Source organism: Faecalibacterium sp. I2-3-92, from assembly GCF_023347315.1.
Lineage (GTDB): Bacteria > Bacillota > Clostridia > Oscillospirales > Ruminococcaceae > Faecalibacterium > Faecalibacterium duncaniae.
In genome coordinates, this window is sequence record NZ_CP094470.1 from 1,803,844 (window position 1) to 1,826,214 (window position 22,371).

Annotated in this window: 31 protein-coding genes; 24 read left to right on the plus strand and 7 right to left on the minus strand. The window is 60.6% G+C overall.

What is annotated here, in order from left to right; genetic code table 11:
- Positions 1–4 precede the first annotated feature (4 nt).
- The 23 genes from MTP42_RS08660 (at position 5) to MTP42_RS08770 (ending at position 19,657) form a co-directional block, all read left to right on the plus strand.
- A complete protein-coding gene (locus tag MTP42_RS08660; protein ID WP_249257145.1) occupies positions 5–199 on the plus strand; it encodes a hypothetical protein in 195 nt (64 codons plus the stop codon).
- Between the two features lie 221 nt (positions 200–420).
- Positions 421–1,005: a hypothetical protein gene (locus tag MTP42_RS08665; protein ID WP_117533235.1), complete on the plus strand. Its 585-nt coding sequence runs from the start codon at positions 421–423 to the stop codon at positions 1,003–1,005.
- Positions 992–2,146, plus strand: coding sequence for a DUF2800 domain-containing protein (locus MTP42_RS08670; protein ID WP_117533236.1), 1,155 nt, complete (start codon positions 992–994; stop codon positions 2,144–2,146). The genes MTP42_RS08665 and MTP42_RS08670 overlap by 14 nt, the downstream gene beginning before the upstream one ends.
- Before the next feature lie 2 nt (positions 2,147–2,148).
- A complete protein-coding gene (locus MTP42_RS08675) occupies positions 2,149–2,694 on the plus strand; it encodes a DUF2815 family protein (protein ID WP_117533237.1) in 546 nt (181 codons plus the stop codon).
- Positions 2,695–2,753: 59 nt separating this feature from the next.
- Positions 2,754–4,757: a DNA polymerase gene (locus MTP42_RS08680; protein WP_249257146.1), complete on the plus strand. Its 2,004-nt coding sequence runs from the start codon at positions 2,754–2,756 to the stop codon at positions 4,755–4,757.
- Positions 4,758–4,762: 5 nt separating this feature from the next.
- Positions 4,763–4,969, plus strand: a complete 207-nt coding sequence (locus tag MTP42_RS08685; RefSeq protein ID WP_147322501.1) for a hypothetical protein — start codon at positions 4,763–4,765, stop codon at positions 4,967–4,969.
- Complete coding sequence (locus MTP42_RS08690) at positions 4,966–5,232, plus strand: hypothetical protein (protein WP_117533240.1); 267 nt, start codon at positions 4,966–4,968, stop codon at positions 5,230–5,232. Before MTP42_RS08685 ends, MTP42_RS08690 begins: the two co-directional genes overlap by 4 nt.
- Positions 5,229–7,631 carry a virulence-associated E family protein gene (locus tag MTP42_RS08695; protein ID WP_207684116.1) on the plus strand — a complete coding sequence of 801 codons (2,403 nt, stop codon included), beginning with the start codon at positions 5,229–5,231 and terminating at the stop codon, positions 7,629–7,631. The genes MTP42_RS08690 and MTP42_RS08695 overlap by 4 nt, the downstream gene beginning before the upstream one ends.
- 396 nt (positions 7,632–8,027) lie before the next feature.
- The gene (locus MTP42_RS08700) at positions 8,028–8,426 is read left to right on the plus strand and encodes a hypothetical protein (protein ID WP_249257147.1); all 399 of its coding nucleotides are present in this window, start codon (positions 8,028–8,030) and stop codon (positions 8,424–8,426) included.
- A gap of 33 nt (positions 8,427–8,459) precedes the next feature.
- Entirely contained in the window at positions 8,460–9,833 is a 1,374-nt protein-coding gene (locus MTP42_RS08705) for a DEAD/DEAH box helicase (protein ID WP_249257148.1), read from the plus strand.
- Positions 9,830–10,039 carry a hypothetical protein gene (locus tag MTP42_RS08710; RefSeq protein WP_207684119.1) on the plus strand — a complete coding sequence of 70 codons (210 nt, stop codon included), beginning with the start codon at positions 9,830–9,832 and terminating at the stop codon, positions 10,037–10,039. Before MTP42_RS08705 ends, MTP42_RS08710 begins: the two co-directional genes overlap by 4 nt.
- 150 nt (positions 10,040–10,189) lie before the next feature.
- Complete coding sequence (locus MTP42_RS08715; protein WP_207684120.1) at positions 10,190–10,864, plus strand: DUF4417 domain-containing protein; 675 nt, start codon at positions 10,190–10,192, stop codon at positions 10,862–10,864.
- Positions 10,864–11,715, plus strand: coding sequence for a hypothetical protein (locus tag MTP42_RS08720; RefSeq protein WP_207684121.1), 852 nt, complete (start codon positions 10,864–10,866; stop codon positions 11,713–11,715). The genes MTP42_RS08715 and MTP42_RS08720 overlap by 1 nt, the downstream gene beginning before the upstream one ends.
- 23 nt (positions 11,716–11,738) lie before the next feature.
- Complete coding sequence (locus MTP42_RS08725) at positions 11,739–11,900, plus strand: hypothetical protein (protein ID WP_207684122.1); 162 nt, start codon at positions 11,739–11,741, stop codon at positions 11,898–11,900.
- 70 nt (positions 11,901–11,970) lie between these two features.
- Complete coding sequence (locus MTP42_RS08730; RefSeq protein ID WP_207684123.1) at positions 11,971–12,789, plus strand: hypothetical protein; 819 nt, start codon at positions 11,971–11,973, stop codon at positions 12,787–12,789.
- 17 nt (positions 12,790–12,806) lie between these two features.
- Positions 12,807–13,052 (plus strand): hypothetical protein, encoded by a 246-nt coding sequence (locus MTP42_RS08735; RefSeq protein WP_249257149.1) that lies wholly within the window; start codon positions 12,807–12,809, stop codon positions 13,050–13,052.
- A gap of 73 nt (positions 13,053–13,125) precedes the next feature.
- Positions 13,126–14,391, plus strand: a complete 1,266-nt coding sequence (locus MTP42_RS08740; protein ID WP_207684125.1) for a DNA modification methylase — start codon at positions 13,126–13,128, stop codon at positions 14,389–14,391.
- A 149-nt stretch (positions 14,392–14,540) separates the two neighbouring features.
- Positions 14,541–14,951, plus strand: coding sequence for a helix-turn-helix domain-containing protein (locus MTP42_RS08745; protein ID WP_117533246.1), 411 nt, complete (start codon positions 14,541–14,543; stop codon positions 14,949–14,951).
- Positions 14,878–16,170 carry a PBSX family phage terminase large subunit gene (locus tag MTP42_RS08750; RefSeq protein WP_181967220.1) on the plus strand — a complete coding sequence of 431 codons (1,293 nt, stop codon included), beginning with the start codon at positions 14,878–14,880 and terminating at the stop codon, positions 16,168–16,170. Before MTP42_RS08745 ends, MTP42_RS08750 begins: the two co-directional genes overlap by 74 nt.
- Complete coding sequence (locus tag MTP42_RS08755) at positions 16,167–17,690, plus strand: phage portal protein (RefSeq protein ID WP_249257150.1); 1,524 nt, start codon at positions 16,167–16,169, stop codon at positions 17,688–17,690. The genes MTP42_RS08750 and MTP42_RS08755 overlap by 4 nt, the downstream gene beginning before the upstream one ends.
- The gene (locus tag MTP42_RS08760; RefSeq protein ID WP_207684127.1) at positions 17,677–17,880 is read left to right on the plus strand and encodes a hypothetical protein; all 204 of its coding nucleotides are present in this window, start codon (positions 17,677–17,679) and stop codon (positions 17,878–17,880) included. Before MTP42_RS08755 ends, MTP42_RS08760 begins: the two co-directional genes overlap by 14 nt.
- On the plus strand, positions 17,874–19,082 hold the full coding sequence (locus MTP42_RS08765; RefSeq protein ID WP_249257151.1) for a phage minor capsid protein: 1,209 nt from the start codon (positions 17,874–17,876) through the stop codon (positions 19,080–19,082). The genes MTP42_RS08760 and MTP42_RS08765 overlap by 7 nt, the downstream gene beginning before the upstream one ends.
- A gap of 65 nt (positions 19,083–19,147) precedes the next feature.
- Positions 19,148–19,657 carry a hypothetical protein gene (locus MTP42_RS08770; RefSeq protein ID WP_207684129.1) on the plus strand — a complete coding sequence of 170 codons (510 nt, stop codon included), beginning with the start codon at positions 19,148–19,150 and terminating at the stop codon, positions 19,655–19,657.
- A 140-nt stretch (positions 19,658–19,797) separates the two neighbouring features.
- Here the strand turns inward: MTP42_RS08770 and MTP42_RS08775 are convergent, their stop codons facing one another.
- The 7 genes from MTP42_RS08775 to MTP42_RS08805 form a co-directional block, all read right to left on the minus strand.
- Complete coding sequence (locus MTP42_RS08775) at positions 19,798–20,358, minus strand: hypothetical protein (RefSeq protein ID WP_207684130.1); 561 nt, start codon at positions 20,356–20,358, stop codon at positions 19,798–19,800.
- A gap of 112 nt (positions 20,359–20,470) precedes the next feature.
- On the minus strand, positions 20,471–20,737 hold the full coding sequence (locus tag MTP42_RS08780) for a hypothetical protein (RefSeq protein ID WP_249257152.1): 267 nt from the start codon (positions 20,735–20,737) through the stop codon (positions 20,471–20,473).
- A 13-nt stretch (positions 20,738–20,750) separates the two neighbouring features.
- Positions 20,751–20,972 (minus strand): hypothetical protein, encoded by a 222-nt coding sequence (locus MTP42_RS08785; RefSeq protein WP_207684132.1) that lies wholly within the window; start codon positions 20,970–20,972, stop codon positions 20,751–20,753.
- Between the two features lie 3 nt (positions 20,973–20,975).
- Positions 20,976–21,221, minus strand: coding sequence for a hypothetical protein (locus tag MTP42_RS08790; protein WP_207684133.1), 246 nt, complete (start codon positions 21,219–21,221; stop codon positions 20,976–20,978).
- A gap of 2 nt (positions 21,222–21,223) precedes the next feature.
- Positions 21,224–21,454, minus strand: a complete 231-nt coding sequence (locus tag MTP42_RS08795) for a hypothetical protein (protein ID WP_207684134.1) — start codon at positions 21,452–21,454, stop codon at positions 21,224–21,226.
- 3 nt (positions 21,455–21,457) lie between these two features.
- Positions 21,458–21,709, minus strand: a complete 252-nt coding sequence (locus MTP42_RS08800; RefSeq protein WP_117533255.1) for a hypothetical protein — start codon at positions 21,707–21,709, stop codon at positions 21,458–21,460.
- 3 nt (positions 21,710–21,712) lie between these two features.
- Complete coding sequence (locus MTP42_RS08805; protein ID WP_207684135.1) at positions 21,713–21,868, minus strand: hypothetical protein; 156 nt, start codon at positions 21,866–21,868, stop codon at positions 21,713–21,715.
- A gap of 167 nt (positions 21,869–22,035) precedes the next feature.
- On the opposite strand from MTP42_RS08805, the gene MTP42_RS08810 reads away from it, so the two are divergent.
- Positions 22,036–22,263: a hypothetical protein gene (locus MTP42_RS08810; protein ID WP_207684136.1), complete on the plus strand. Its 228-nt coding sequence runs from the start codon at positions 22,036–22,038 to the stop codon at positions 22,261–22,263.
- Positions 22,264–22,371: the final 108 nt, after the last annotated feature.

The window sequence follows — 22,371 nt, forward strand, 5'->3', positions numbered from 1 at the left end:
CGGCATGGCAACGGCAACGGATGGCATTGCCCAGATATGCGACGGCAAAGCACTGCTGTGGAAGCATAGCAACGGCAAGGCATGGCGAGGCTTCGTATTGCAAAGGCAAGGCATGACTTTGTATGGCAAAGGCATTGCGACGGGATGCTTCGCTCTGCAAAGGCTCGGCATAACATGGCTTAGCGACGGCATGGCTTAGCGGCGTAAAGTAGCGCAAAGGAGATGCTTGGATTCGTGGTGCGACGCGGTGGCAAAGGCTTGGCTCTGCGCTGAACAGCAATGGCATAGCATCGCGACGCGAAGATTGGCTTAGCAAAGGCATGGCAGCGCGACGATGGCGAGGCGTGGCAATGGCAAAGATACAGCTCCGAACTGCAAAGCGTAGAGTCAACAGAATCTTTTTATAAAAGGAGCATGACTATGAACTTCACACTGACTATCAGCGGCGAAACCCCAGCCGAACTGCTGGACACCCTGACCCAGCTGGGCGGCATGACCATCAACGTCAACACCTCACCCAACGGCGGGGTCGAGACCCACACCATGACCGCAGCCGAGCTTCCCCGGCACACCTCTCCGCTGCCCCAGAGCGAGCCTGTGCAGCAGCCGGACAAGCCCAAGGCGCAGACCACCGCCAAAGCCAAAAAGCCCACACGGGAGCCCGCAGTCGCCCCTGCGGAGGAGCCTGCAAACCCTACGAGTGCACCTGCCCAGAATGCGGGTGCTGCTGCGACTACGACCGCCCCTGCTGCCCCCTCTGCACCTCCGGCAACAGCGACCACCCCGGCGGTTGCAAACGGCTCCGTCACTGACCCCGCCATGCTGAACAAGATCCGTGATCTGGCCCGCAGCCTGATCGTGGCTGGCAAGCGGGCAGGGGTTCAGGCGGCCATCAAAGCCACCGGTGCTGCATCCATCTCTAAGCTGCCGCCTGACAGCTACACCAGCGTCTGGGAGGAGCTGCTCAAGCTGAAAGACGAGGTGGACGCAAATGCCTCCAATTAAACACGCTCTGCTGGGGGCCTCCAGCGCGGCCCGGTGGATCGCCTGTCCGCCCAGCGCCCGGGCCACCGAGAATCTGCCCGGGGAGACCAGCAAGTACGCCGAAGAGGGCACACAGGCGCACGAGGTATGTGAAACTGCGCTCCGTCACAAGCTCAAAGACTGGGAGAACGGAAAACCCTTTAACTTGCTAACCGACTGGGTGCATCAACCGACACTGACAGAGATGGTCAACGCCGCCAACCAATACGTGGAGTTTGTGTACCTCCAGTGGGGGCTTTACCTCCACCAGCCCGAGGTGTTCATCGAGCAGGAGGTGGACGTGAGCCAGTGGGTGCCCGGCGGCTTCGGCACCTGCGACTGCCTGCTGATCGGCGACGGCATCCTGCACATCATCGACTTCAAGTACGGGCAGGGCGTGCCGGTGAGCCCGGAGCGCAACCCGCAGCTCATGTACTACGCCCTCGGAGCTTACGCCCTTTTTGAGGGCATCGAGGAGGTCAGCACAGTGCGCCTGAGCATCGTACAGCCCCGGATGCAGGAGGAGCCCCAGACCTGGGTGGTTTCCCTGGCCGACCTTCTCACCTGGGCACGGGAGGTGCTGCAGCCTGCCGCTGAGATGGCATGGAAGGGCAAGGGCGAGTTCTGCACCGGCCCCCACTGCCGCTTCTGCAAGGCACACCCCGCCTGCCGGGCATGGAAGGACAAGTACGGCCCGCTGGCCGGATTTGAGCCTTACCCGGAACCCGCTACACTCTCTGACGAGGAGCTGGGCGAGTGGCTGCAGAAGCTGGAAGGTCTGGCCGCCTACGCCAGGGATCTGGAAGAGTACGCCCAGCAGGCGCTGATGGAGGGCCGTGCCCTGCCCGGATGGAAGCTAGTACAGGGCCGCAGCACCCGCAAGTGGACAGACCAAGATGCCGCCTTCCAGCAGATGCAGGCGGACGGCATCGACGAGGCCATGCTGTACACACGCACACCCATCTCCCTGACCGTGGCCGAGAAGATGATCGGCAAAAAGAAGTTTGCCGAAACCATGTCGGCCTTTATCACCAAGGCCCCGGGGACTCCCAAGCTGGCACAGGCCAGTGACCCCCGCCCCGCCTACGATCGTTTAGAGGGCTTCAAGCCCGAGGAGGACTAACCATGAACACCAACGAAGTTATCATTCCCTGCCGTCTGTCTTACGCCAACATCTGGGAGCCCAAGCAAGTGAACGGCACCGGCGACCCCAAGTACAGCTGCTGCCTGCTCATTAAGAAGAGTGACACCAACGCCCTGGCCGCCATCCGCAAGGCCATCGAGGCCATCAAGACCGACCCCGCATCCCTGGCAAAGTGGGGTGGCAAGCTGCCGCCCAAGCTGAAAGAGCCCCTGCGTGACGGCGACGAGGAGAAGGACGACGAGAACTACGCAGGCTGCTGGTTCATCAACGCCAACGCCAACGCAGACCGCCGTCCCCGGATCATCGACCGGGCCTGCAACGAAGTGCTGGATCAGGACGAGGTGTACAGCGGCTGCTACGCCAAGGTCAAGGTCGGCTTCTTCTCCTACAGCGCCAGCGGCAACCGGGGCATCGGCGCAGGGCTGGAAGTCATCCAGAAGATCCGCGACGGCGAGCGCCTGAGCGGAGGCAACAACCTGGACGGCTTCGAGGTGCTGACCGACGAGGACGACGATTTTCTGAACTGAGTATCACCCACCGGAGGCTCCGCACAACGGGCCTCCGGCCTTTTTGAAAGGAGGCAGCCGTGAAGAAACCGATCATCACGGTGGATATAGAAACCTACTCGCCGCAGGACATCGCCAAGGTCGGTGCCTACCGATACGCCCAAGACCCAGACTTTCAGATCCTGCTGCTGGGCTATGTCAACGAAGATCTGGACACTCCAACGGTCATCGACCTGACAACCTGGCCAGACACGGCACATTTCCTTCGGGAGCAGCTGCCGTGGCTGCTGGATGCCAGCTACACCAAGCGGGCGCACAATGCTGCGTTTGAGTGGTGGTGCTTGTCGGAGGCCATGGGCCTGAGCTGGGGACAGCGGGTGCTCTGGCTGCAGCAGTGGGAATGCAGCATGATCCACACCCTCTACTGCGGCCTGCCCGCCCAGCTGGGTGCGCTGGGTCAGGTACTGCAGCAGCCGGAGGATGCCCTCAAGATGAAAGAGGGCAAGGCGCTGATCACTTACTTCTGTAAACCCTGCAAGCCCACAAAGCGCAACGGCGGGCGCACCCGCAACTTGCCTCAGCACGACCCCGATAAGTGGCGGCTGTTCTGCAGGTACAACGGTATGGACGTGATCGCTGAGCGGGCCAACGACCGGAAGCTGGCTCCCTGGCCGGTTCCCGAGAGCATCATGCAGCAGTGGCGGGAGGATGTGGAGATGAACGCCCGGGGCGTGGCTGTGGATATGGCCCTGGTAGAGGGAGCCCTCGCCTGCTCTGCGCTGATCACGGAGGAGCAGACCGCCGAGAGCAAGACACTGACCGGGCTGACCAACCCCGGCAGCCGTGCCCAGCTCCTCGGCTGGCTCCACAACCGGGGCATAGAGCTGCCGGGGCTGACAAAAGAGGATGTGACCCACGCGCTGGCCGGAGAGCTGCCCAGCGACGTGCGCAGGGTGCTGGAGCTCCGGCAGCAGCTGGGCAAGACCAGCAACACCAAGTACGAGACCATCGCAGCCAGCGCGGGCCCTGACCACCGGGTGCGTGGCACCCTGCAATTCTACGGGGCCAACCGGACAGGGCGCTGGGCCGGGCGGCTGCTTCAGGTGCAGAACCTGCCCCGCACTTACCTCGACCATCAAGCTGAGTGGCGCAGCATTGTAAAGCTACACGACCCCGAAGCGTTAGCTCTGCTGACCGACAATGTGTCCGACACTCTGAGCCAGCTGATCCGCACAGCGCTGGTGCCCGGCAAAGGGTGCACCTTCGTAGATGCCGACTTCTCGGCCATCGAGGCCCGGCTGATCGCATGGCTGGCTGGTGAGGAGTGGGTGCTGGACGTTTTCCGCACCACCGGCAAGATCTACGAGGCCACCGCAGCCCGCATCTTCGGTGTGCCCTTCGACAGCATCGTCAAGGGCAACCCCAACTACAAGTACCGCCAGCGCGGCAAGGTGGCAACGCTGGCCCTGGGCTACCAGGGCGGTGTCGGGGCCATGAAACGGATGGGCGGCGATCAGCTGGGCCTGGACGACGACGGCCTGATGGACATCGTCCGGCGCTGGCGCAGGCAGAACCCCAGCATCTGCAAGCTCTGGGATACGATGCAGAAAGCCGCCGTGCACACCATCCGCACCGGCAGGACTACCGTACCCCGAGTAGGGGTGACGCTCCGCAAGGAGCTGGCCCTCGGGTTCCCCTTCCCGTTTCTGACCATGCAGCTGCCCAGCGGGCGCAAGCTCTTCTACGCCGACCCCGGCACCACGCCGGATGACCGCATTACTTATAAGGAGTGGGACACGGGCAGCTGGCGGGAAGCCGAGACCTACGGTGGCAAGTTGACCGAGAACCTCACCCAAGCTGTGGGCCGGGATTGCCTGGCTTTCGCGCTGGACAACCTCCGACGGGCTGGGTACCAGGTGGTGTTCCACGTCCACGACGAGGTCATCATCGAGCTGCCGACCACGCAGGACGCAGAGGCCGCGCTGGACAACGTGGTACGCATTATGAGCATTGTGCCGCCCTGGGCCGAGGGGCTGCCCCTGAACGCGGCAGGCTGGTACGGTGACTTCTTTACAAAGGACTGAGGACGATGAAAAACTCCATGATTTCCGACAAGGCGGCTGTCTACGCAATCTCGAAGGAGGATGCACTGACCCGGTTGTCAGCAGAGTATGATGCCCTGTTTACGCAGAAACGCTTCGGTGATGCTCACGGCGTAGCGTTGGCAATGCGGATCATCCGCAGCTTAGATTTACACATTCTCACCCAAAAGGAATGGAGGGAGAGCAGACGATGAGCAAGACTTATCCACCCGACAACTCAGGTGTGTGCCCCTGCACCTGCGGGGCCCTGCCCTACGGTGTCGGGGTGAGGACTGACGGGACGGTCGGGCTGACCAAGTACCGCAAGAGCAGCAGGTACGCAGCCGACGGAGGCTGGTCGGTGGTCTGCACCCGCTGCGGCAGGGTCGGCGAGCGCGGCAGCACGCAGATTGATGCAAAGGCCAGATGGAACGCGCACCGCTTCCGCTATGGCCCGCTGAAGGAGGAGGACAAATGAGCGCTACACCAATTGAGATCAGCGTGGGCGGCAGCCGATGGGCATCCAGCTGGGCGCAGGATCTTATGACCTGGGAGGACTTCACCGAAAGCCTGTCGGCCCGGATGTACAACAACGCCAGCACTGAGACCCACGCCGAGTACATGGCCCTGTCCAAGGCAGAGCAGGACAAGCGCAAGGACGTGGGCGGCTTTGTGGGCGGCAGCCTGCGGGACGGCCTGCGCCGCCGCGGCTGCTGCACCGGGCGCAGCCTGATCACGCTGGACATGGACGGCTGCGCCCCCGGCAGCACACAGCAGTGGGTGGCCGCCATCAAGGCCCTGGGCACAGCAGCGGTCTATTCCACCCGGAAGCACGACCCGGAGCACCCACGGCTGCGGGCCATCTTCCCCACCGACCGCGTGATGCAGCCAGAGGAGTACCAGCCCTGCGCCCGAATGGTGGCCCAGATGCTCGACCCCACCATGCAGGTGTTCGACAAAACCACCTTTGAAGCCGAGCGCCTGATGTACTGGCCCAGCCGCAGCAGCGACAGCCAGTGGGTCTGCGAGGCCACCGAGGACGGTGACCGGATCAGCGTGGACGACACCCTCTGGCTTTACGAGGACTGGCACGACGTGCGCCAATGGCCCGCCTGCTCCGCTGAGACGGTCAAGCTGCCCGGCGGCAAGCAAGCCGACCCCACCGCCAAGCAGGGCGTGGTGGGCGCTTTCTGCCGGACTTACGACGTGCCCGCAGCGATTGAGAAGTTTCTCCCCGGTGTGTACGTGGATGCAGGCGCAGGCCGCCTGACCTACGCCGCAGGCAGCACCACGGCGGGCGCGGTGCTTTACGACAAAGGCAACTTCATCTACAGCCACCACAGCACCGACCCCGCAGGCGGCAAGCTGCTGAATGCCTGGGATTTGGTGCGAATCCACCTCTTCGGTCAGCTGGATGCCGATGCCGCGCCGGGCACACCCGCAGCGTCCCTCCCCAGCTGGCAACAGATGCGGGCCCTGGCCGAGAACGACGGCCCCACGGCGGCCCTGCTGCGGCAGGAGACCGTAGACCACGCGATGGAGGGCTTCGAGCCGCTGCCCGAGGAGGACACCGACCCGGATAAGTGGCAGGAAAAGCTCGACCGCACCCAGAAGGGCGCGATTGCCTGCACCATTCAAAATGCTTGGCTCATCCTCGAGCACGACCCGGTGCTCAAAGGCCGGATCTGGTCGGATACCTTCTCGGAGCGGCTGCGGTGCAAGGGCCCCTTCCCCTGGAGCGACAAGACCCAGGAGCGGGACTGGAGCGACGAGGACGACGCTGGCGTGCGCTGGTATCTGGAGACGGCCTACCACTTCAGTGGGGTCAATAAAGCCGCCGACGCGGTGGCGCTGACCGGAGGCCGCCACGCCAAAGACCCGGTGCGGGAGTACCTGAGCGGGCTTACATGGGACGGCACCGAGCGGCTGGACACTCTGTTCATCGACTACTTAGGCGCGGAGGACAGCAGCTACACTCGCGCGGTCACCAGGAAGATGTTCGTTGCTGCGGTGGCCCGGTGTTTCCGCCCAGGCTGCAAGTTCGACCAGATCTGCATCCTCAGCGGCAAGCAGGGCATCGGCAAGAGCCTGCTCCTCAGCCGGATGGGCAAGGAGTGGTTCAACGACAGCATCACCAGCTTCGACGGCAAGGAGGCCCGGGAGAACCTGCGGGGTGTCTGGATCGTAGAGCTGGGCGAAATGACGGCTTTCAGCAGGAGCGAATCCGAGGCGGCCAAGCAGTTCCTGAGCCAGACGGAGGACAGATACCGGGCCGCTTATGGCCGGAGAACGGTGCAGTACCCCCGCAGGTGCGTGTTCTTCGGTACCTCCAACAGCTCCGATTTTCTCCGCGATGCCACCGGCAACCGCCGATATTGGCCCATAGATTGCAGCTACGAGCGGCGCACACGGGTCGTGCACGATGATCTGACCCCCGCAGAAGTGGATCAGCTGTGGGCCGAAGCGGTGGCCCGATTCAACGCGGGAGAGGAGCTGATCCTCCGGGATGAGCTGCAGAAGGCCGCTCTGGCAGAGCAGCAGGCGCACACCGAGCGCGACCCCTGGGAGGGCAGCATTCTCGATTTTCTGGACAAGCCCCTCCCTCTGGACTGGGCCAAGCGCACCATCGACGAGCGGGTCTGCTGGTGGGAGAACGGCCCCGCAGACCCTGCAACTGCCACCCAGCAGCGCACCTCGATCTGCGTCAACGAGGTCTGGCGGGAGGTGCTCGACAGCACCGGAAAGGCCCCCGACCGGCAGCAGTCCAAGCGCATTGCAGCCGTGCTGAATAGCCTCCCGGGGTGGGCTCCGGGCAAGTATCCCCAGCGCTGCGGGCCCTACGGAATGCAGCGTATCTGGCGCAGAAAATCGGAGTAATTACCCGTTCAAAAACGAGCATACAGAACCCGCCGAAACCGCTTTGAAAAACATACTGAACATACAGAGCAGGTCGGCGAAACCGAGCATACAGAGAACTCGGCAAACATTAAGAAAACCGAAGAAAACAAGAGCAGCAGCAGCGGTCAAAACATACACAACATACAGCCAACATACAAAGGCCAAAAAGTTTGTATGCACGAAAAAGCGAGCATCCATGCGGGTTTTCAGGCCAAAACATACTCAACATACACACTTTTTCTCTTTAAAGGGAAAAATCAAAGGAAATAAGAGCGCACGCGCATACACGTGAGAGCTTTATATTCTTCGCGTGAGGGTTTTATAGGATTTGAGTATGTTTGTATGTTCAGCCCAAGCACGAAAGGAGAAACTAAAATGCCGACAAATAAGCCCCTCGAGAAGAGCATCGAAAACGTCCTGCGCAAGGCCGTGGAGGCCGAGGGAGGTTTGTGCCTGAAGTGGGTGTGTCCCGGACACAGAGGTGTACCTGACCGGATGATCCTCTTCCACGGCGGCATCATCGCCTTTGTGGAACTCAAGCGACCCGGGGCAAAGGTCAAGGCGGGAGGATTGCAGGAGTGGTGGCGAGAGAAGATCCAGAGCTTTGGCTTCCCATGCCACGAGGTTAACGACAAATACCAAGCGCAGCAGTTGGCCGCAGACCTCAGCGCCGAGAGCCTCCGGCGGCAGACGGAAGATGAAGAGGCTATGAAAGCATGGCACTTCATCGGAGACCACAGCGAAGGGCCTGACGATGAGGAGAGCGACGACTGACACGCTGCCCTAAAAGAAACGGAGGTCAAAGCAATGCAGCAGTTTCACCCGCACCCGTATCAGCAGGCGGGCATCGAAGCGATCCTCGAGAAGCCCGGGGTGGCGCTCTGGATGGAGATGGGCCTGGGTAAGACGGTGGTCACGTTGACCGCCATCGACCAGCTGATCTACGACCGGCTGGAGATCAGCAGAGCGCTCATCATCGCCCCGAAGAAAGTAGCCGAAGCCACCTGGCAGGATGAGGCAGAGAAATGGGAGCACCTGCAGCACCTGCGCATTTCCACCGTGCTGGGCACAGAGAAGCAGCGCAAAGCCGCACTGGAAGCCCCAGCGGATATTTACATCATCAACCGCGAGAACGTCCCCTGGCTGGTTCACACACTGGGCCGGGGCTGGAACTTTGACATGGTGGTTCTGGACGAGGCATCCAGCTTCAAGAACCACGCCGCCCAGCGGTTCAAAGCCCTCAAGGCGGTGCGTCCCCGCATCCACAAAGTGGTCGAGTTGACCGGCACGCCAAGGCCCAACAGCCTGCTCGACCTCTGGGCCCAGATCTACCTGCTCGACCAAGGGGAGCGGCTGGGCCGGTACATCACCCACTACCGGCAGGCCTACTTCTGGCCCACCGAGTACAGCTACGAGCCCCGGGAGGGTGCCGCCGAGACGGTGGAGAGCCGCATCAAGGACATCGTCCTGAGCTTCAAAGCCGCCGACCACCTGACCCTGCCGGAGAAGATCACCGACGACATCCCCGTGGTGCTGGACAAGCCCGCCAAGGCGGCCTACAAGAAGCTGGAGAAGAACTACCTGCTGGAGGTGGACGGCGAGACCATCACCGCCCAGCAGGCGGCCGCCCTGACCGGCAAGCTGCTCCAGCTGTGCAACGGCAGCCTGTACGACGAGGACGGCACGGTGCACCAGATCCACCGGTGCAAGCTGGATGCTTTCGATGAGCTCATCGACGCGCTGGACGGCCAGAAAGCCCTCGTGTTTTACGGTTTCCGCTTCGACGAGGAACAGCTCACCGAGACCCTGAGAGCCCGCCACAAGGGCCTCAGATTCGCCGTGCTGCGCTCCGGGCAGGATGCCGCAGACTGGAACACAGGAAAGCTGGACGTTCTGCTGGCCCAGCCCGCCAGCTGCGCCTACGGACTGAACCTGCAGCAGGGCGGTCACCACCTGATCTGGTACAGCCTGCCCTGGAGCCTGGAGCTTTACGCCCAGGGCGAAGCGCGGCTCTACCGCCAGGGCCAGACCCAGAGCGTCATCGTTCACCGGCTGATCGTCAAGGGTGGTGCCGACGAGATGGTGGTCAAGGCGCTGAACCGCAAGGACACCGACCAGAACAGCCTGATGCAGGCCGTCAAGACCCACATCAAGGCGGCGCAGAGAGGAGACAGCAAGTGAGTATTCGGGCATTCCGCAGACTTCCCCGCGCCCAGCGGCGGGGCTTCATTGACACGATCACCGACCCGCTGACCCGCCGGGCCTTCGAGATCGTTTTTCTCGGGCCGGGCAAGGTCAGCTGGCAAAAAGCGGCACTGCTCTACGGTGGCGGCATATCCCCTGAGACCTTGCGGGTCTGGGCCTGGAAGGAGCTGCAGCGCCTCTGAGAGCCGCGCAGCACCCAAGGCGGCAAACTTCCCGCAACGCACTCAAGAGCCCCGCACAGAAGCCCGCAGGGGCCGCTGTGCGCAAGTCATAACGTTTTCACAGCAAAACCCATGCTATGCTCTTCTGGATAACACACAGGAGGACAGAGCATGGGTTTTTCTAACGAGAGGATGAGGACAGGGCAGCTGGTGAACTGGTTCCTGCTGGACGGCCTCGAGCTGACCCCGGCGGGATACCCTGTCACCCAGGCCCTGTCACTGCCCTTCGGGGTTGACCACCTGATCGGCTTCAACGAGCTTCTGACCTGCAAGCACCCGGAGAACGCAGGCGTGCACTTTTTCCTCGATGACTACCAGTTCGAGCGATTCTGGAGGATGCCGGAGCGGTACCTCTACGCGCTGGAGAAGTGCCCGCTGGTCATCGGCCCGGACTTCTCGCTTTACACCGACTTCCCCGCGCCCATCCAGCACTGGAACCACTACCGGAACCAGCTGCTGACCGCATGGCTTCAGCACAACGGTGTCTGCACCATTCCCACCGCAAGCTGGTCGGACGAGGACAGCTTCCGCTGGTGCTTCGACGGCATCAGCAAGGGCGGCGCGGTGGCTGTGAGCACGGTGGGATGCCTGGTGCACAAGGACGCACTGCAAGGGCTCCTGCGTGGCGTGGCGGAGCTGATCCGGCAGACCGAGCCGGAGGAGCTGCTGGTCTACGGCAAAGTGCCGCAGGAGATGGCAGCGATGCTCCGGGAGCACAACGTAGCCTGGCAGGCATTCCCGCACAGCATGGCGGCCCGCGTCAGGGCCAGAGAGGAGGCGCAGTAATGGGCGGCAGAGGCAGCAGCATGAAAGGTTCCCAGGGCATGGGAGGCGGCGCAGGAGCGCCCGCAGCAGCCGCACAGGCAATGCCCACGATTCAGGCGGCACCTGCTGTTCAGGCAGCACCGGCAGTTCAGGCAGCACCGGCAGTTCAAGCAGCGCCCCAGCAGGCAGGCCCGCCCACCGGTGCAAACGGCTTCGGCCACCTGACACCGCAGCAGGTCTCCGCGATGGAGAGCGCCGCACAGCGGCAGATGATGCGTGACCCGGCACTGGCAGCAGGCGTGACCGACTACATCAACCCGGTCATGCAGAGCAACGGCAAGGCGTTGAGCCAGAACGCCAACTGGGCAGCAGCCAACGGGCTGCCCCTGACTAAGCGGCAGCAGGCCATGATGGATGCAGTGGACAAGCTGGCAAAGCCCATCGGGCAGGAAACCACCCTGTACCGCGCCGACCACGACGATTTCCTGAAGCGCCTGAAGATCAACAACTACCAGAGCATGAGCGACAGCCAGCTGCGCAAGGCGCTGGTGGGCAAGACCTGGACGAACGACTGTCTGGAGTCCACAGCCTACGACAGCCGGGACAACCCCTTCTGGCCGCAGCCCGGCGGCAGGCGAAGCACCGGCAAACATGGCCAGGGTGGCTCCGTTTCCGGTAACCGTGAGGTGCTGATCCGGTATCACACCGCCAAGAGCACCCGGGCGGCGTTCATCCAGCCCAGCCAGTCGGAAGCCGTTCTGGCCGTTGGCACACACCACAAAATCACCGGTGTCCGGTCTACCCGCACCGGGCCCTCGCACACCCTCGGCTCTGGCAAGCGCGTGATTGAACTGGAAATCGAAGTGTGGTAAAATTAAATTGGAGGTATCTCACTATGGCGAAAATTTCCGCACAGAAGTTGAAAGAGATCGAAACCGCAGAGCAGAAGTTCCGGCCTCTTGACACCCCGAAAACGAGCCGCCCCTTCCCCAATCTGGGCATGGAGAAGCCCGCAGCCAAGAAGAAAGCCACCAAGGCGAAACCCAAGAAAAAGTAAGTCATAACGTTTTGCCCCCGCTTTTCATGTTACTCTTGACCGAGAAATTCACGGCCAAGGGAGGATTCACATGGGAGGCAGAGGCGGAAGCATGGGCGGCAGCCACGGCATGGGCGGAGGCGGCAGCGCAGGCGGTGCAGCGAAAGCAGCAGCACCGGCGCAGGCTGCACCCCAGACCCGCCAGCAGCAGCTGCTGGCACAGATCAAGGGCAACCCGGCGGCCCTGATGCAGATGAGTGATCAGGATGCGCTGGAAACGGTCAAGGCGATTGCTGCGCAGCCCATCGCAACGGATGGCACCCAGAATGACACCTTCTGTCAACGATGGTTGAATGCCACCGGACTGGCAAACGAGATGCCCGAGGTTCTGGATGATGTGGCTTTCGGCAAGGCCCGCCGCAAAGCAGGCGCAAACAAACTGTACCACAGTGATGCCCCCTATGACGGCAAGGCGACAACGGCAGTAAAGACCCTGCAGCAGCTTCAAACAGGCAAAACCGCATTTGCTTCTTTCGGCACCCACGGGAGCGGCACCTACCTCGACTATGACGCTGTTGGTAACGCCACTGTGTATGCAGGCACGCACGGCTCTCAGGTAAAGATGTTCCTGAATAACCATGCGCGCATAGCCAAAGCCGCTGATCTAAAACAAGCCAGAATCAATTTCGAGACAAAGCACCCCAAGACGTACCAATACCTAATCAGCAGCCATACAAATACGCAGTGGGGTAAAAGCGAATTGAAAACTATATGGCTGACAAGCTCCGGCTACAATGCGTACGACAACGGAGACTGGGGATACAAAGTCGCATACAGTCGAAAAGCCCTGACCATCTGTTCCACGATCAAGAGCAGACAACAGGTCGAGCGAAAGGGCACCAACTGGTGAGAACAAGGAGGACGACCATGGCAAATTACACCAACAACCAAGTAGAGACATTCATCTCTACCCGAGAAGCAGAACTCCGGAAAAAGGCCAAGACCCCCGGTGAACTCCGGGACTGCCGCTCTGTTGCAGCCATGGAATGGGACGCTCACACCGGACGCATTGAAAAAAGTGATCTCCCCAAGGGCTGGAAAGACCCCTACGCCAAGCTGGACAAGGCCGCAAAGGCCAAGCCCAAGACCACCAAGGCGAAAGCCAAAAAGTAAGTCGTAACGTTTTGCCATAGGTTCTCTGGTACAATTGCCAGAGAGCCTATTTTTATTTGCCCGGAGGGATTGCATGGAGAGCGTGAAACACCAAATCGAGTACAAACGGCTGGACGAAATCCGCCCCTATGACAACAACCCCCGGCGCAATGATGAGGCTGCAAAAGCCGTCGCCAACAGCATCAAAGAGTTTGGCTTTCAGTCCCCCATCATCGTGGACAGGGACGGCGTGATCATCGCAGGGCACACCCGGTACAAGGCCGCCCGGAGGCTCAAGTTGCAGGAGGTGCCGGTCATCGTTGCGGCAGAGCTCGACCCGGAAAAGGTCAAGGCTCTGCGCATCGCAGACAACTCCACCGGCGAAGTTGCCGAGTGGGATCTGCAGCTTCTGGTGCAGGAGCTGACCGGCATCGACTACGATATGACCGACTTCGGCCTGAACCTCCAGATCAAGATCGACGAGGAGGTCAAGGAGGACGACTTCAGCGCAGAGCCCCCGGAGCAGCCGGTCACCCAGCGGGGAGACATCTGGCTGCTGGGCGAACACCGGGTCATGTGCGGCGACAGCACCAGCCCGCAGGACGTGGAGCAGCTCATGGACGGCCAGCTGGCCGACCTGCTGCTCACCGACCCGCCCTACAACGTGAACTATCAGGGCTCGAACGGCAAGAAGATCGAGAACGACAACATGGCAGAAAGCCAGTTCCGGCAGTTCCTGCTTCAGGCATATAGTCGGGCCTTTGAGGCCTGCCGCACCGGTGCCAGCGCGTACATATTCCACGCAGACACGGAGGGCGAGGCCTTCCGGGCCATGTTCCGGGAGGCAGGCTGGGGCCTGCACGGATGTCTGGTCTGGGTCAAGAACAGCCTCGTTCTCGGCCACAGCGACTACCAGTGGCAGCACGAGCCCTGCCTGTATGGCTGGAAGCCCGGCGCAAACCACTACTTTGTCAACGACCGCAGCCAGACCACTGTCATCGACGACGCAAAGCCAGACGACCTGCGGCACATGAAGAAAGACCAGCTGCTGGAGTGGGCCATCAAAGCCCAGGAGCTGCTGACCCAGAAGCCCAGCAGCGTCATCCGCTGTGACAAGCCGCCCCGCAATGCAGAGCACCCCACCATGAAGCCGGTGGTGCTCTGCGGCAAGTTGATCAAAAACAGCTCCCTGCCTGGGCAGACCGTGCTCGATCTGTTCGGCGGCAGCGGTTCTACGCTGATCGCTTGTGAGCAGCTGAGCCGGAAGTGCTACACCATGGAGTACGACCCGCGCTATGTGGACGTGATCGTCCAGCGCTGGGAGGACTTCACCGGTGAAAAGGCCGTCCGTCTGAAATAACCATTCCCCTGCCGGGGCCGGTTTTCTACTCCTTTCCCGCCCCGGCATTTTTCATAGCCAAAACGGTGCACACTCGGGTCATCCTCCGCCCGTAGGGTTCCTCCAGAGTGGAACCAGTGTGCGCCGTTTTCTCATACGGAGGTGAAACCTTGGCACGAGAATCCCAAATCGGAAAATGGAACAGCCCCAGCGGACTGCTGCGTCTGCAGCGGCTGGCAATGCACGGCCTGACGCAGGCGGAGATCTGCGAGCAGATCGGCGTACCGGTGCGCACTTTCCGGCGCTGGTGCACTCAAGACCCGCGTATCAAGAAGGCAATCAGCGTAGGTGCAGAGGCCGCGCTGGCCAGCGTGGAGAATGCCCTGTTCAAGAAAGCCCAGAGCGGAGACCTGGGCGCAATGTGTTTCTTTTTGAAAAACCGTGACCCCGAGCACTGGAGCGAGCACCCAGAGCTGCGCGGCTACGATGGAAAGGTGGTGTTCGTGGATGACATACCAAAGACGGCAGCCCCCAAACCTGCTCAAGCAGCAACTGAAACTCAGCAGCCTGATCATCCCTGAATACTACGCCGCCCACACCGCCATCTGGTCAGGTGAGTATAACGAGTATCTGGGCGATGGTGGACGCGGCAGCTTGAAGTCCACCTTTGCAGCCACCGAAGTGGTGCTACTCGTCATGCGGGTGCCGAACATCCACGCGGTCGTCCTGCGCAAGGTCGGCAACACCATTGCCACCAGCGTCTGGCCGGAGTACAACCGCGTGATTGACCGGATGGGCATCCGGCATCTCTGGAAGCAGACCAAGAAGCCGTACACTCTGACCTATGTTCCCACCGGGCAGACCATCCAGTTCTACGGTCTGGACGACCCTGGCAAGTTGAAATCCATCGCTGTTCCGTTTGGCTATTTCGGTGTGATGCATTTTGAGGAGTTCGACCAATACGATGGGCCCGAAGAGATACGAAACGTAGAGCAGTCGGTGTTCCGTGGTGGCCCCTTCAGCTTTTCTTTCAAGACCTTCAACTCCCCCGCCATGGCGCGGCATTGGGTCAACCGGTACAAGCGGGAGGCAAAGCCGAAGCAGTTCCGGCATCACACAACCTACCTGACCACCCCGCCCGAGTGGCTGGGCCCCCGCTTCTACGATGACGCAGAGACCCTGAAGCAGCGCGACCCGGTGGCCTACGCCCACGAGTATCTGGGCGAGGTGGTGGGCTGTGGCACTGCCGTGTTTGAGAATCTGGAGCTGCGGCCCATCACCAGTGAGGAGATCGCAGGCTTCGACCGCCGCTACTACGGCCTGGACTTCGGCTGGTATCCCGACCCGAACCACTTTGGCGGCATGGCCTATCAGCACGCCCAGCAGACCCTGTACATCTTCGAGGAGCACAGGGCGCAGAAGGAGACCGATGCCCAGCTGGCCGAGGCACTGCGCCGACACCTGCACGACGAGATCATCGGCGATAGTGCGGCCAATCGCTCAATCGCTACACTGCGCGATCTGGGCTTTGACCGGCTGCGGGGCTGCCGGAAGTACGCAGCACACGGCGGCACGTCCGTCACCGACGGCATGAAGTGGCTGCAAAGCCGCGCAAAGATCGTCATTGACCCCCAGCGCTGTCCGTGGACGGCCCGGGAGTTTTCCGAGTATGAGTACGCCATCGACAAAAAGACCGGCGACGTGATGCCGGGGTATGTTGATGCAGCGAACCACAGCATCGATATGACACGCTACGCCATGGAGCCCGTCTGGCAAAAGAGAGGTGTTCAAAACGCATGATAAACCACGCAGATATTGAGAATATCATCGGTTGCAAGACCCTTGTCACTGACCGGATGCAGCGGGCTATCGAGGATTGGTACGATGCAGCCATCAACGGCCTGCCGCTGGACAAGAACCCGGAGACCCTGACCCTCGACCTGCCCGCGCTGATCTGCGCCGAGCTGGCCCGGCTGACGACACTCGAGCTGGAAGCCACAGTGGAGGGCAGTGACCGCGCGGATTGGATCAACACCCGGCTGCAGCGGGTGCTCACGCCCCGCAAACGGCGCATTTTTACGGTGGCGCTGGCCCTGGGCAGCGGCATCTGGAAACCCTACCAGAGCGGCAACAAGCTGGGCATCTCTTTTGCAAACGCAACCCGGTACTTCCCGGTCGCCCACGATGTCGAGGGCAGTTTGACCGAGGGCGTGTTCATCGACACCATCCAGGAGGACGACAGCTACTACCACCGTTTGGAGTGGATGCACGTTCTGGAGCGCCGACAGGATCTGCGAGATGCCGAGCTGGCGCAACTGGAGGACTATGACCTCGCAGCACCTACACAGTTTCCCTGCATCAAGGTGGTAAACCTTGCCTTCTGCAGTGCGACCCAGGACAGCCTCGGCAGCCCGGAGGATCTGAGCATCCGCCCGGAGTGGGACGAGATCGAGCCCGTAGCCTATCTGACCGGGCAGGAGACGCTGCCCGTGGGCTATTTCGTGACCCCTATCGTCAACAGCGTTGATCCCGATAGTGAGCTGGGGGCTGCCGTGTTCGAGCCCGCCCGCAGGCAGATCATTGATGCCGACGAGCAGTACACCCGGCTGGACTGGGAGTACGAGGGCGGAGAACTGGCCGTGGACACCGACGAGAAGTTCCTCAAGCCCAGCGCCACCGGGCAGCAGCTCTCCAAGGCGCAGGCGCTGAAGGAATACGGCGTACCGCCGGAAGCCATTGACCACACTGCCCCGCACCACAGAGAGCGGCTGTTCCACGGCATCAACGTCAACACCGGCATCACCGACAGCACCCCTTTCTATCAGGTGTTCTCCCCCGCCCTGCGGGACGGAAGCTACCTGACCGGTCTGAACCAGTATCTGCGCAACGTGGAAAGCCATGCGGGCCTGAGCTTTGGTGTGATCTCGCAGGTAGCGGACGTAGAAAAGACCGCCACCGAGATTGTCAACAGCAAGCAGAAGCTGTACGCCACGGTGTCCGACCTTCAGGCAGCACTGGAGGACGCGCTGCGAGGGCTGATCAGTGCCTTAGACTATTGGGCCGACCACATCCCCGGAGCGCCGGGCAAGGGCAAGCTGAACATTGCCTTCAAGTGGGATGACAGCATCATCCTCGACCGGCTCACCGAGATGGCCCAGTGGCAGCAGGAGGTCAGCATGGGTCTCCGCAGCAAGGCAGAGTACCGGATGCACTTCTTTGGTGAAGATGAGGAGACCGCTACACAGGCAGTGCGGGCCATTCAGCAGGAGGCCGGGGCTGCGGATATCTTGAAGGGAGTGCTGGACAATGGCGACGGCTAAAACCAATAGGGCCCTGCAGGCCGAGCGGATGGCGCAGGCAGCTGACCGGCTGGATTTTCTGGCAGCCAACGCCCGCATTTTGCGAGACCCCGCTGTGTGGGGCCAGTATCACGAGGCAGTACACACCGCCGAGCTTCTGGGCTTCACGGTGACCCAGACAGGCGGCAAGCATGAGGTGCACCCATGCTGACACCGGACGAGGTCAACGGCTATGCCGGGCTCATGGCAGCACCGTGGGACGAGCTGAGCGAGCGCATCCTGCGTGACATGGTGCGCCGGATCGTCAAGACCGGCAGCGTTACGGCAACCGCACAATGGCAAAGCTACCGCGCCCAGGCGCTGGGAGCCAGCCGTGCATACCTCCTCCAGCAGATGCAGGCCATCGTGCAGCAGCTGGGGCCCCAGGAGGCCGCTGTGTTTGCCCAGGCAATGAAACAGGCCTACGGCATCGACGTGCAGGATGCAGCCGCAGCAGGCCGCTCTCTGGCCCCTCTTGGCGAGAGCGAAGAGGCACAGCAGATCATCCAGAGCGGCTATCGGCGCACCATGAACACCCTGTACAATCTGACCCAGACCCGGGCCGTGATGGGCAACCAGAACATGGTGGAGACCACCCAGCGGCAGCTGGCGTATTACCTCGACATGGCCCACGCCGATGCCGTCAGCGGAGCGTTCAGCTCGGACGATTCTGCCAGGCGGGCGCTCAACGAGCTGGCGGCCAAGGGCGTGGGGGCCATCACCTATCCCAGCGGCCACATGGACAGTCTGGACGTGGTGGTTCTTCGGGCCACCCGCACCGGTATCAACCAAACCGCCGGAGAGATCACCCGCTTTAACGCGGATCAGTTGGAGTGCGACCTGATGGAGCTGGATGCCCACGTCGGTGCGCGCACCGGGGACGGCGGGCAGAACCTGACAAACCACAGCTGGTGGCAGGGCCAGATTGTCAGCCGGAGCGGCAAGCACGGCTACCTCTCACTGGACGACATCGGCTACGGAGACGTGCGCGGCTTTATGGGGGCCAACTGCGCTCACAACTGGAGCATGTACTGGGAGGGCGCAAGTGTGCGAAGCTACACGCCCGAGAGGCTGGCCGCAATCAACGCAGCTACTGTATCCTACAACGGCAAGGAGATCGGACGGTACAAAGCAACCCAGATGCAGCGTGCCCAGGAGCGCCAGATCAGGGCCGAGAAACGGGCCTTTCTGGTTGCCAAGGAAAGCGGCCAGAAGGACACAGAAAAGGCCGCAGCGGCCAAGCTGGCGGCCTCTCGAGACAAGCTGAAGGACTTCCTCCAGCAGACCGGGCTCAAGCAGTATCAGCTGCGAGAAAGCGTGCCCGGCTTTGGCCGCAGCGAGGCCTCCAGCGCAGCAGCCCAGGCGAGAAAATGAGTCGTGCTGGACTTTCTGAAAAGGCCGTGTTATACTTCAGGCCAGAATAAAGGAGGTCTCACCCTATGAAAATCAAGAACCATGTCCAGGCGGGCATCGTCCTGCTCGCGCTGGCCGTCAGCTTGACCGCCTGTGGCAGCAGCGCTTCCAGCACTGCAAGCAGCGTGGCATCCAGCGTCCCGGCCAGTTCCGTGGCCGAGAGCACCGCACCAGAGGCAAAACCCGCCAGCACAGAATCCTCGCCGCTGGATGGCATCAGCTTTAGAGCGGATAAAGTCCGGAATGATACCACCGGGAAATGGCGTATTTCGCTGATCGCAGAGAACATCGACATGAGCGAGTATGCCCTGGACTACTACAAGCAATATTTCACGGACGACAGCGAGATTCACTTCATCGTTAACTTCAACTACAACACGACCACCAAAATCATGGTGATGGGCGGCGACCTGGACGTAACCGTACAGGAGTACGTTGCCAAGGAAGAGCACGACGCAAAGATGCTGGGCAGCGGAACTGTGCTGGCCGAATATTTTGTGAACATCGAAACCGGCGAGCTCGAGAAAGTCCGATAAATAAAACATCGAAAACGCCCTGAAGGAATGCACCTCCATAACGCGCACATACGAACTCAATGTGCGGCTCATCAAGATGTGTTTCGTGATGACAGTAGAAAAGGCCCGTAGGTTAAACGCCTACGGGCCTTTTCTGTTACTTATTTACCGGCTCTGCGTAACCCATCAGCCCTATAATACACCGTCCGCTGAATATACGCAGAATCATCAGCAATGGCTCGCACAGAAGTATTATTGGACTGAATCTGAAATGCGCCAAGTATAAATTTTTGCAAGCTATCCACGCTATACTTCTGCACATTCACGCCGAAAAAATTAACCAGTATATCAATGACGGTTTCTTCGTGCTGTGAAAACTGACACGGATAAACCTTATGCTCTGGAATGAAGTACACCCAGAAAGTAAACCGCATCTTGTCGTATCCCGCTTTCAAGTCGAGGCAAACCGTATCTGTTTTCAAAAACCGAATCGCCTGATCCGTCAGCCGATTCAGCTCCCGTTCTCCGATGGTACATCCATCCGGGAATAGTTCTTCCATGAACTGCTGAAAACGCTGATCCCCAGATTTCCCGTCAAACACATCATGCCAAACTGAGCCGTACTCCTTCACCAGTTCTTCTTTTCGCTCAAAAAGAATTGTACAGGCCAGCTTAACAAAGTTTGCAGGCGAATCGACCTTAAAATGTAAAGATTCCATCATTTCACCCCTTATACATCCCTACCGATTGAATGGTATGCGAACCAGTGACCGCGCCGCTCAGCCTGACCCTCGTGCCAGAACTGACCGCCCATCTCCGCACGGAATCCACGCATCACTGATCGCCTCCCTTATAGTCCACCACGTAGCCGTTATACACGAAGTGCTCTGCCGCCATGGCAGCATCCAGAATCCGGTCTGCATACTCGGCAGCCTCCTCCGGGCTCTTGGTTCCGAGGGAGGCCCACTGGACACCCATCTTCACCGGGGTACCCTGCCGAGCAAAGTTGCAGTTGTGGATCTGGATGCCGTCCTCCGCAGAGAACTGCGCCTGAAGTGCAGCCAGCGCTTCGCCGTACACCTTCCAGTTGACTTTCTTCATAGATCAGCCCTCCTCAATTTGCCTTAATCAGAATGCCGTTGTCCAATGCGAACCACACACCATCGTCCTTCTGCACGGTCTTGCAACCCTGTGCCCGGAGCAGCTCCCGCATCTTCGACAGCTGGTGCTCGGTGCACTGCATCCAGAAGAATCCGGCGAAGTTGAACCACTCGCTGCTCTGGATATTGACGTGCTGGGCTTCCGCATAAATGCGGTTGAATGCGCTTGTTTTCATAGATCAGCCCTCCTTTACCAGTTCATAGTGTTTGATGCTGCCGTCCACGAATCTCCGGCCCTGCAGGATCTCCACGCTCTGGAGCAGGAACTCGAGGTGGGCCATATCGATGGCCCCGCAGGAGCCGGGGTCACGGAGCAGCTGCTCGGCCAGCGCGTCCTGCATTGTGACGGTGTAGCAGGTCTCCCCGACGATCTTCTCACCGTTCTCGATCTCTGCGGTGTCGTAAGTGATGTTCAGCTTCTTCATGGTTACCATTCTCCTTTCGCAGCTGCCTGGGCGATTGCCCGTTCTTCCTTCTCTTCGTCGAATGCCGCAGCGAACATCTGCAGCGCCTGGGTCTTGGTGATGGGCCCGAACTCCTTCACGAAGTAGGTGAAGGTGCGGTCATCCCAGCACTCGACGTAGCCATCGCCGCCCTTGGTATAGTTTGCCTTGGCCAGTGCGATGAACTCCTCGTAGGTCAATGCACGCTCTTTCATGGTTCAGTCCTCCTTGCTGTTGTACTCGTCGGTGTCCCGGCTGGATTCGCCCATCAGGAACACCCGATGCTTGTTGTTGTCATCCCGCAGCCAATCACCGCCCAGAGCAGTGATGGTGAAGAGCATCCCCTGATACTGCCCAGCGGCAGCCACCCGAGTGCTGTCATCCAAGTCCTGCCGGTGCATGAGGCCCCACTGAGTATCCAGCCCGAGGGTTACGGTGCCCAGGTGGCGGCGCAGTTCATCTTTCTTCATGGTTCAATCCTCCTTCTCATCCATCCTGCGGAGATCCTCGCAGATTGCGTCTGCCTCTTCTTCGGAGAGGTCGTACTCCGCTACAAGCTCGTCCCGGTCTTCTGCCCGCCAGCCGCCGTCATACAGCGCCGCTGCGGATGCCCAATCATCACATCTCATTTTTCGTTTTCCTCCGTTATTTTTATCCCAAAACCCTTTCGGTGGCTGTATGTTACCTCTGCGCGGAAACAAAGTCAAGTTGTTTTTGATTTATTTTTTAATTTCTTTTTGTTGTTGACTTTTGCCCCGGCAAGTCATATCCTTGTGGCAGAAAGGAGTGACCCGAGATGACCACATCAAGCCGAGTAAAGGCTCTTCTGGAGCTGACCGAGACCGACCAGAACACCTTCGCCGCCGCTTTCGGGATGACCACCCCGCAGGCCATGAGCAACAAGCTGAGACGGGACAGCTGGTCGGCCAGAGACCTCGCCAAGGCCGCCGCCCTCTGCGGCGCAAAGCTGGCGTTCATCCTCCCGGACGGCTCCCAGCTTATCCTCGCACCGGACGAGGAGTGACCGCTACACCGCAAAACGCCCCGCGCTGAAGAGGACAAACCTCCCGGCGCGGGGCGTTTTGCTTGTATACGGTTGCAACAAAATTCTAGCTTGTCGCAACATTCAGCG